The 9,719-nt window shown below is 61.9% G+C and carries 8 protein-coding genes; 6 read left to right on the top strand and 2 right to left on the bottom strand.

Annotated elements, in window-relative coordinates; translation table 11 throughout:
- A partial coding sequence (locus IRZ31_RS17410; protein WP_297155963.1) for a hypothetical protein occupies nt 1-1,379 on the bottom strand: 1,379 nt, incomplete at its 3' end.
- 594 nt (nt 1,380-1,973) lie between these two features.
- On the opposite strand from IRZ31_RS17410, the gene IRZ31_RS17405 reads away from it, so the two are divergent.
- The 4 genes from IRZ31_RS17405 (at nt 1,974) to IRZ31_RS17390 (ending at nt 5,158) form a co-directional block, all read left to right on the top strand.
- A complete protein-coding gene (locus tag IRZ31_RS17405) occupies nt 1,974-3,584 on the top strand; it encodes a PTS transporter subunit EIIC (RefSeq protein ID WP_297155961.1) in 1,611 nt (536 codons plus the stop codon).
- 278 nt (nt 3,585-3,862) lie between these two features.
- A complete protein-coding gene (locus IRZ31_RS17400) occupies nt 3,863-4,354 on the top strand; it encodes a PTS glucose transporter subunit IIA (RefSeq protein ID WP_297155958.1) in 492 nt (163 codons plus the stop codon).
- A gap of 49 nt (nt 4,355-4,403) precedes the next feature.
- Nucleotides 4,404-4,583, top strand: a complete 180-nt coding sequence (locus IRZ31_RS17395) for a hypothetical protein (protein WP_297155957.1) — start codon at nt 4,404-4,406, stop codon at nt 4,581-4,583.
- 113 nt (nt 4,584-4,696) lie between these two features.
- Nucleotides 4,697-5,158 (top strand): hypothetical protein, encoded by a 462-nt coding sequence (locus tag IRZ31_RS17390; protein ID WP_297155955.1) that lies wholly within the window; start codon nt 4,697-4,699, stop codon nt 5,156-5,158.
- Between the two features lie 98 nt (nt 5,159-5,256).
- Here IRZ31_RS17390 and IRZ31_RS17385 read toward each other — a convergent pair whose 3' ends face one another.
- Complete coding sequence (locus IRZ31_RS17385; RefSeq protein WP_297155953.1) at nt 5,257-5,847, bottom strand: glycerol-3-phosphate responsive antiterminator; 591 nt, start codon at nt 5,845-5,847, stop codon at nt 5,257-5,259.
- An 839-nt stretch (nt 5,848-6,686) separates the two neighbouring features.
- On the opposite strand from IRZ31_RS17385, the gene glpK reads away from it, so the two are divergent.
- Complete coding sequence (gene glpK, locus IRZ31_RS17380; protein ID WP_297155951.1) at nt 6,687-8,189, top strand: glycerol kinase GlpK; 1,503 nt, start codon at nt 6,687-6,689, stop codon at nt 8,187-8,189.
- A gap of 204 nt (nt 8,190-8,393) precedes the next feature.
- Nucleotides 8,394-9,296, top strand: a complete 903-nt coding sequence (locus IRZ31_RS17375; RefSeq protein ID WP_297155949.1) for an MIP family channel protein — start codon at nt 8,394-8,396, stop codon at nt 9,294-9,296.
- Nucleotides 9,297-9,719 lie beyond the last annotated feature (423 nt).

The following is a 9,719-nucleotide window of genomic DNA, read 5'->3' as shown; positions in this document are numbered from 1 at the left end:
TTGGCCGGCAAGAGACGGGCGCCCTGCGAACCATCGACCGTGATCGCCACCGCCTGCCCCTTGTCCAAAAAGGTCGCTTCCTGGGTCCTGAAGAGCGTGCCACCGGTCACAGTGACCGCCCCGGGACCATGCCACATCACGCCAAAGCGGCGCGAATTGATGACCGTCGCCCGCACCGGCAACTGTGCCAGCTCAGGCGCGCTTAAACCCAGATCGAGGGCGCTATTGAGCTGGGCCACCGCCGTCGGTGTGCTGTCGCCATAGAAGACTGTTCCGCCGCGGATGATGCTGGCATAGGTAGCAACATTGAAGGTTGTGCCCAGGAAGCGCTCGACAGCATCGCCGATGGCATAGGAGCCATAGCCGCCCTCGTTCCCCGTATTGATGAGAGTACTATCGATAGCAGTGAGCTGCCCATCCTGGCCAACATCGCTGGAGAGCACGCCCCAACCCTCCGAGGAGAGGCTTGAATTGATGTAGGTCGCCTTGGTATCGACGCCGAGCAGATTGGTAGCGCGCACATTGCCAGCAATGCTGAGCATCCAGGGAGCCGATTCCATGTAGGCCAGGTCAACCGTGGGCACATAATCGGAGGGCAGCACCCCATCGTGCACGGCAATGGTCGAGTTCTTAACGATGACGTTGGCCCCACCCTCAGCCACGATAGCGGTGCGCACAGCCCCGGTGTTGTTGATGAAGGCATGGTCAACGACCAGCTTTGTGCCCTCGCCCGTGCCAACAATGGCCGCGCCGTAGCCGACAAAGTCGGAGCGCCCATTGCCCTGGAAAGAGATCATGGGATGCTCCAGCAGATAACTGCCTCCAGCCACATAGATGCCGTTGAAGGCTTCGCCGGTAGAAATGATACGTACATTGCTGGCCGTGGTGGCTGTCAGCACACCCCCCAGAACCGCCGCCAGCACTGATCTGGCGCGCACAATGCCGCTGCTATCAACATAGAGCGCCTGGCGGAAGGGGAAGAGCAGGCCCTGCCAGCTGACGGTGTTGGCCTGGGCCACCGTGAGCACTACGTCGCCGCGATAGGTGCCCGGTTGAATGGCCGTCGCCGCTCCCCCGGTAGCGGTGAGGCGCTGACCGGTCTCAATGCCGTTGACGGTCAGGGTCAGGCTGTAACCGTTGGGAGCAGCCAGGGTGCAGCCCTGGGCCACCTCCAGGCGATGGATGTAGGTGGTCTGGCTGATGAGCAGAGTCTGCCCACTGCCACAGGTGAGGTCGTTCAGCGCCCGCGCCTCCGCGACGGCAGTGAGCGCTGAGAATGGCAGCAGCACAGTGACCAGGGCCAGCAAAAACTGACCCAGCCGTTTGTGCACGCGGGTGGCTGCTTTGCTGGCAGCCGACAGGCAATCAGGCCGTGTCACGCTCGTCCTCCTTGAGCACTAGGGCCAGTGGATGCCTCTTTTTTCTCTCAACAGGCAAAAGAGACACTCCCCGCCCGGGTCTGACAGCGACCACCGTGGTCGCAGCTCCCTTTCCCCACGCTGCTGCCCCCTCAAGCGCTGCCGGAGAGGTCCCTCGCCTTGCTCGCCGCAGCAATAAGCGCCTCGTTATGGATGAGCGAAAGATCGCTCGTCAGGATGTTAGGAGGCAGCGCGGCATTGCGATAGCCCCAACCCGGGCAGCTGACTCTCGCCAGATCAGGCGCCAGCGGCATCAGCAGAGCAGGCAGCAAGCACTACGATGACAGGTCCTCATTCGCCAGTGTAGCTGCGCGCAGACGGCGAGTCACTACCGCTTGCTTCCGCTTTTTCTTTTCCGCTTGCTTCCTCCCGTTGACTCTCAGCAGCTGCCGCGAGTAGCTCGCGATCAGTCCAGGCAGGGCTGAGGGTCCGATAGCGTTGCCCGCTGCGTAGGTGGTATAGATGACTTGACGAATAGATGGCGAGCGGGTATAGTATACCCATAAACGTCCTCGGATAGGATGAACCTGTCTCTTCAAGAGAGGAGAAAAGGCCGTGAGTACCGCAAACACCTCATCCTCCGGTGTTATTCCCTCCACCCCTGCCAGCGGTTTTGATCGTGTGCTGGGAGCCTTACAGAGTATTGGGCGCTCGCTCATGCTCCCCATCGCCGTGCTGCCAGCGGCGGGTCTACTGCTGCGTTTTGGGCAAGCCGACCTGCTCAATCTGCCCTGGATGGCAGCGGCGGGCAACGCTGTCTTCGCGAATCTCTCGCTGATCTTTGCCGTGGGCATCGCCATCGGACTCACCGGCGGCGAAGGGGCGGCGGCGCTGGCCGGGCTGGTAGGCTATCTGGTCTTCAACGGCGTCTTCAGCGTTATCATTCCCCAGGTCAACGGTGCCCCCGATCCCTCGATCTCAATGGGCGTCTTCTCCGGCATCATCATGGGGCTGGTGAGCGCCGGCCTCTATCGGCGTTTCCACGACATTCGCCTGCCGGACTATCTGGCCTTCTTCGGCGGCAAGCGCTTCGTGCCTATCATTACGGCCCTGGTTGCGCTCGTGTTAGGAGCCATCTTCGGCCTGATCTGGCCGCCGATTCAGGGAGCCATCAACGCCGTCGGTCAAGCCATCGTAGCTCTGGGGCCGATCGGCACCGGGATCTATGGCCTCCTCAACCGGCTGTTGATCCCTTTCGGCCTGCACCATGTGCTCAATACCTACGTCTGGTTCCAGCTGGGCACCTATCACACGGCGCACGGCCTTGTCAGCGGTGACCTCAATCGCTATTTCGCCGGTGACCCAACGGCGGGCAACTTCATGGCCGGTTTCTTCCCCGTGATGATGTTTGGACTGCCAGCAGCCTGTCTGGCCATGATCCGCCACGCCCACTATCCCCGTGTGGCCGCCGGCATCTTGCTCTCCGCCGCTCTGACCTCGTTTCTGACAGGCGTGACCGAGCCAATCGAGTTCGCTTTTCTCTTCGTAGCTCCCGTGCTCTTCGTGATCCATGCCGTGCTGACCGGCACCGCCCTGGCCATCTGCACCGCCCTGGGCATCCGCATCGGGTTTACTTTCTCCGCCGGCTTGATCGACTACCTGATCAATTTCAGCAAGGCCAATACGAGCCAGCCGCTGCTCTTGTTGCTCATCGGGCTGATCTACGCCGTCATTTACTACTTTATTTTCAGCTTCTGCATTGAGCGCTTCAATCTGGCGACGCCAGGACGTGGCAGCACGGCTACCGACAGCCGCAGCGACTGGATTCTGCCCGAGAGCCAGCGTGGCCCACGCCCAGCCCGGGCGACTGGAAGAGTGGCAGCACAAGAGGCAGGGAGCGCAACAGTTGAGACGAGCGATGCCGATGAGCGCCTGGCAGCGGAGCTGCTGGCGGCACTCGGCGGCAAAGCCAACGTCGAGAGTGTTGAGGGCTGCATCACGCGCCTGCGCCTCTTCATTAACGATCCGACCCGCATCGACGAGGCCCGTCTCAGGCAGTTGGGCGCTGCCGGCGTCATCCGGCACGGCAAGATCGTCCAGGTTGTGATGGGGACGCAGTCCGATCGCCTGGCCGGTCGTATGAAGCAACTCATGAAGAGAGAAGGAGGAGAAGCAGCAGAACAGGCTCCTGTCCCTCAAGCTGCGGAGGAAACTGAAGAGGAATGAGAGAGGCAGCCACTGCGCTCGTCGGCGCCAGCGAGGCGCTGACGTTGACCGGCACAGCGCTAACCTGGATAATCAGCTACGAGCGCAGAGGCAGGTCTCCTTTGCAGGGCGGGCAGCCAGGGAAAAGCTGCCCGCTCCCGGCGCGCTGGCTGTCAGGTGCTCGCAGGCCAACAAGCCCAAGCGCCGAGCCAGTGGCCTGAAAAGCCATGATAGACATAAGGCAACAAGCCAATTGCCACCAAATACTATACTGGTAGGAAGTGTAGGATCTAAAGAGCATGAGAGGTCCCCAGAGTCAGAGTAACCTGGTTGTTCTAGCACCACTCGATGGCCAGATCGTGCCGCTGGAGCAGGTGCCCGATGAGGTCTTTGCGCAGAAGCTGGTTGGGGATGGTCTGGCGATCGATCCCCAGGGGAGCGTCGCGGTGGCCCCCATCAGCGGCAGGTTAGTGCGCCTCTTCCCAGGTGGCCATGCCTTCGTCATCGCTTCCGGCCCCGAGGGCAGCGAGGAGGAGGCCGCCGTGATCGTTCACCTGGGCCTGGATACGGTAGAGCTGGCCGGCTCTGGCTTCACGCTGCTGGCGCAGGAAGGCGACCGCGTGGAGGCTGGCACGCCAGTGGTACGCTTTGACCGCGCCCGCATCGAGGCGCAGGGGAAGAGCATGCTCAGCCCCGTGGTCTTCAGCGGCAGCGGAACCCTAACCCAGCGCGCCAGTGGAAGGGTGCACGCCGGGCAAGATGTGATTTTTGTCGTACAGCGTGCGCTTTAGCTCAGATTTGATAGATCATTCTCTTGACAAGAGCATGTTGTAGAGCCCATTGGAGAGCAATGGCACGGCAGTCGGGATGATCCGCCCGCAGCTGCGGGGTCTCTGGTGCTCGTCGATTCGGCATGTCGTGATTGACCTGCCTGATCTCCCCTTGCCACTGGTCCTCTTTGCATTCTGGCCGGTCATTACCTCCTGGGATAACCATGAAGGTGGCGGGGGAGCCATCTAAGATGGGAGCAGTCGAGCAGGGTTGGCAAGCATACAAGCCTTCCTTCGCTACCTTCAAGCAGCAGCGGATAAGGGTGTTTTTTTCAAGAGCCAGCTAGCCAAGGAGCAACAGCAATGCTAGAAGCTGTGCCACGCCACTGGTATTCAAACACCTACGTCATCCTTCAGGATGGGCAGGAGCTGGCAGAGATCAGGCGAGGCTTGTTGCGCGAACAGGGCAGCATAGTGGTGGAAGGCCAGGCGTGTACTATTCGGCGCGCTGGCCTGACCGGGCCTTTTCTCTACGAGGTGGACGGCGCGCCACTGGCCCAGGCCATAAGCCACTCAGTCAGGCGTCGCTTCGAAATCGACTATGCGGGCCAGCGCTACAGTCTGCGTGCACAGTCGCTGTGGACGCGCACCTTTCTGCTAGAGCGCAACGGCGCAGTGCTGGGGACTATCCGCCCGCAAAGCCTGTGGAGCCGCAGAGCGATCATCGAGATTCCCGGCTTTCCCCTGCCCATCGTCCTCTTCTTCTTCTGGCTGGTCATGATCCAGTGGCAGCCAGAGCAGGCCGCCGCAGCGTCAGGCGCGTAGTCTCATCGTATTGTCGTATCGTCGTCTCCTTCTTCTCTCCTTGTTGCGCTCATTGTGGACCGGGGAGAAAGGCAGAGGAGGCCAGGCACGTGAGCCGCTCAGGCCAGGGAGAGGTTGCGCCAGAGGCTGTAGGTGCTGCTGCTGCTCAGGATGGCTCCGGCCTGCTGGACGCGGGCCACGTCTTCGGCGGTGCGAATGAAGCCGCCAGCGATGAAGGGGCCGGGCAGCAGTCGGCGCAGAGTGGCGGCTACTTCGGGGAACATGATGCCGGGCAGAACTTCGACGAGATCGGGGCCGGCATGGGCGATGGTGCGAACCCCCTTCTCCAGACCGGAGTCGTCAAGCAAGAGCAGACGCTGAATGGTGGTCAGGCCCTCGGCGCGCGCCGCCGTCACCAGCTGCGACTTGCTGGTGATGATGGCCTCGATGCCGATCTGATGCAAATACTGGATGCCGGCGCGGTCCTTGCCGATGCCGCTGACCAGATCGACATGCACGACAACGCGCTTGCCCCGCCGCCGCGCCTCCTCGACAAAAGGAGCCAGCTGGAAAGCATCCCCTTTGAGGAGGAAGAGCAGAGGAGCGTCAGCCTCCAGGGCCAGGCGCATGTCCTCCTCCGATTTGAGCGCCGCCGCTACGGGGTAGAGACGCGCCAGGCGCACAATCTCAAGTGCCGCTTGCGTATACACACCTCGATGAAGCAAAGGAGCCGTCCCTCAAACTGCTCGACCTGCGATCCAGGAACAATCAGCTATAGTTTTATCTTTATTATAGTCAGCAAGCCGCCCCTTTGTCCAGGCTGAGCCACTAGACTTCCAGCATCGAGGGCTGGCCAACCCGGTTTCGTTGTCAGCAATTCGGCACTTGACAAAGCAAGGTGGGTTAACTATATTATAAGCAAGGCACGGGTTATTAGCCGGCCTGTACTGCTACCATTGTAGCAAAGCAGAGACAACTAAATATAGAATTTGACAGGACAGTGAACTGAAAAGTCCTGAGCCAGTGTGAATAACACGGCTTGGGACTTTTTTCTTTTGCTCCTGGCCGTCAGAGCCTGCTCAGCAGTACCGGAGGCGATCTTGCGACTAAAACTCGATTCGCCGTGACGGCTCCCTGACAGGCTGGCTACACCAGCGGGTGCAAAGGGGGCGACTGGTCCTCGCGCGCCCGGATGGAGCGGTGGCGCAGCACGGAGGCCGCCGCAGGCCCAGAGAAGGTGACCCTAGTTGAGGGATCTGGCGCGTCATAGAAGGAGCAGACTAGCTAGCAGGCAAGCAGGTAGCAGTACTGGCCAGGCGAGGCCTGGGTCAATGGCAACGTTGCCAGCGGCCCGGCAGCCCAGCAGCCTGCGCGTCTGCCCCCTGGGCTTCATGCTTCAAAGCAAGCCGAAGCCAGCGGCAGGGCTAGCAGGCGGGTAGCGTGCCCGGACGCAGCGGTCCGTTCTGCGCCGAGAGCGGCGCGGCGTCCAGGCTGGCCGATCTTTGGACAACGGAAGACGTCACAGCAACAAGAAAGGGCTTGTCTACCTATGGCGAAGTACGTCCTCGCCCTTGACCAGGGCACCACCAGTTCACGCGCCATCGTCTTCAACCATGACGGCGCCGTCGTCAGTCTCGCCCAGAAAGAATTCCCGCAGATCTACCCGGCTCCGGGGCTGGTCGAGCACAATCCCGAGGACATCTGGTCCAGTCAGCTCAGCGTCGCCCAGGAGGCTCTGCACAAGGCTGGAGCCAGTGCCGCCGACATTGCCGCCATCGGTATCACCAACCAGCGCGAGACCACCCTCGTCTGGGAGAAGGCCACGGGCAAGCCGGTCTTCAACGCTATCGTCTGGCAGAGCCGTCTGACGGCCCCCATCTGCGATGAGCTGAAGGCCAAGGGCTTCGATAGTGAGATCCGCCAGCGGACCGGGCTGGTGACCGATGCCTATTTCTCGGGCACGAAGGTCAAGTGGATCTTGGATAACGTGCCCGGCGTACGCGAGAAGGCCGAGCGAGGCGAGGTGCTCTTCGGCAACGTTGATACCTTCCTGATCTGGCGCCTCACCAAGGGCCGCGTCCACGTGACCGATGCCACCAACGCCTCGCGTACCATGCTCTACAACATCTACACGGGCGACTGGGACGATGTGATCCTCAAGGAGCTGGGCGTGCCGCGCGCCATGCTCCCCCAGGTGATGCCGTCGAGCACGGTCTATGGCGAGACCGACCCGGAGTTCTTCGGCGGACCGATTAAGATCGCCGGTGTTGCTGGCGACCAGCAGGCGGCGACCTTCGGTCAGGCTTGCTTTGAGGTCGGCATGGCCAAGAACACCTACGGCACCGGCAGCTTCATGCTGATGAACACCGGTGACCGCGGCGTGGCTTCGAAGAACGGCCTCCTGACGACCATCGCCTGGCGCATCAATGGGCAGACGACCTACGCGCTCGAAGGGAGCATCTTCATTACGGGCGCGGCGGTCCAGTGGCTGCGCGATGGGCTGCGTGCCATCGCGTCGAGCAGCGATGTGGAGCAACTGGCGATGTCGGTGCCCGATAACGGCGGCGTCTATCTGGTGCCGGCCTTCGTCGGTCTGGGCGCTCCCTACTGGGACCCCTACGCGCGCGGGACCATCGTCGGCCTGACGCGCGGGTCAAGCATCGCTCATATTGCCCGCGCGACGCTGGAGTCGATGTGCTACCAGACGCGCGACGTGTTGGAGGCCATGACGGCGGATAGCGGCGTGCGTGTGAAGGCCCTACGCGTTGACGGCGGCGCCGTGGTCAACAACCTGCTGATGCAGTTCCAGGCCGACATCCTGGGCGTGCCCGTGCAGCGCCCCAAGGTGGCCGAGACGACAGCCCTGGGCGCGGCCTACCTGGCCGGCCTGGCGACCGGCTTCTGGAGCAGCCAGCAGGAGGTGGCCGAGCAGTGGGCGGTCGATCGCACCTTTGAGCCGCAGATGAGCGCCGATCAGCGCGATGCGCTCTATGCCGGCTGGAAGCGGGCGGTGGAGCGCTCGCTGCAATGGGAGCGGCCTGCTTCCGCCTAGCGGCCCTTCTCCATGCAGGAGGCAGGCGGTCGCCTGGCTGATCAGGCTGCCCTGCCGCTTGCTCACAGTCCGGCCATCTGCTGGGCACGTCGATCGCTCGCGCCCACGCGCCCCCTGCTCCGCAGCGGATGGCCGGGCCCTGGCTTTGCCCTGGTCTGTCATTCTTTCTATCTATCTCTCTGAGTGACAAAGGAGTTTGTATCAATGGCCCGTCAATTCACGAGCAGGCCCTCAGCGCTTGCGGGCCTGTGGGGAGAATGCATCGCCGAGTTCTTCGGCACCTTGATCCTGCTGCTCTTCGGCGATGGCTGCGTGGCCACGTTCGCTCTCTTTACGAATATCGGGGCGAACAATGCGGCGACGCCCTTTGCCAATGAGTGGATCGTCATCATTCTGGGGTGGGGCCTGGCGGTGATGCTGGGCATCTATGTGGCTGGGGCGATCAGTGGCGCCCATTTGAATCCGGCGGTGACGCTGGCCCTGGCCGCACGCGGAAAGTTCAGCTGGGGAAAGGTAGTGCCTTATTGGGTCGCTCAAGTGCTCGGTGGATTTGTCGCTGCTGCTATCCTCTACTTCGTCTATCAGGGAGCACTGGTGCATGCCCTGTCGCTCAATCACTTGACCATCGGGCAGATCGCCGATCCCAATGGCTACGGCGGCGTCTTCTATACCGCCCCCAAGCCCTTCGTGGGAACCTTCGGGGCTTTCTGCGATGAGTTCGTCGGTACTGCCCTGCTGGTGGGCCTGATCTTCGCTATCACTGATGGCCGCAACCAGCCAGTGCAGGCCAATCTGAATCCGTTGATCATCGGCCTGCTGGTGGTGGCCATCGGCGCCTCCTTCGGCCTGAATACCGGCTACGCCATCAACCCGGCCCGCGACTTCGGTCCGCGCCTGTGGATCGCCCTCGTGAGCGGCGGGGCTAGCCTGTCGGCCAATAATTACTACTTCTGGATTCCGATCGTGGCCCCGTTGCTGGGCGGTGTGGTCGGTGCCTTCATCTACGACTTTACGGTCGGCAAGGTGCTGGAGGCCCGCGGCCTGACGAAGTCGGGGACCGCAGAGACCAAGGGCGAGGCGGTGCGCGTGCCAAGCGAGGCGGAGTAAGTAACCAGTCGCCAGGCCATTATCCTGGCGCCGTTCTTGCCCGTCCGCTTGCTCAGGCGGCGCTCTCCCTTCACGCTTCGACTTCTGCTTCACACAGGCGGCAGGGAGGAAGGCACTCCTTAGCCTTCTCCTCTGCCGCCGCTCTGCGTCCTGGGAAAAGAGAGGCGAGGAAGCTCCCCGCTCATCACAGGCGCAAAGATCGCTTTCTGATCATTACCCGTGTTTGCTCCAGCTCGATTCTTACCTCCCTGCCGACCTGGTCATTAGCCCCCACCCGCTTTTCTCTTCTTCCAAAGGCTCCTCCTTCCAGGAGAAGCGGACGGCGATGCAACAAGACCACGCACCTCAACCGCGGATTCCTTTATAGTATAGAGAGATACACTTATAGAGTGAGGATTGTATCGCTGTGAGCGCTTTTTGCGA

Origin of the sequence: Thermogemmatispora sp., from assembly GCF_019683635.1 — a bacterium.
Classification (GTDB): Bacteria; Chloroflexota; Ktedonobacteria; order Ktedonobacterales; family Ktedonobacteraceae; genus Thermogemmatispora.
This window is presented reverse-complemented; position numbering and strand designations above follow the sequence as displayed.

Bases quoted from the DNA above. Each gene is read 5' to 3' on its own strand.
- IRZ31_RS17400 (WP_297155958.1), top strand. From the start codon at position 3,863: ATGAGAGGTCCCCAGAGTCAGAGTAACCTGGTTGTTCTAGCACCACTC.
- IRZ31_RS17390 (WP_297155955.1), top strand. From the start codon at position 4,697: ATGCTAGAAGCTGTGCCACGCCACTGGTATTCAAACACCTACGTCATC.
- glpK (WP_297155951.1), top strand. From the start codon at position 6,687: ATGGCGAAGTACGTCCTCGCCCTTGACCAGGGCACCACCAGTTCACGC.
- IRZ31_RS17375 (WP_297155949.1), top strand. From the start codon at position 8,394: ATGGCCCGTCAATTCACGAGCAGGCCCTCAGCGCTTGCGGGCCTGTGG.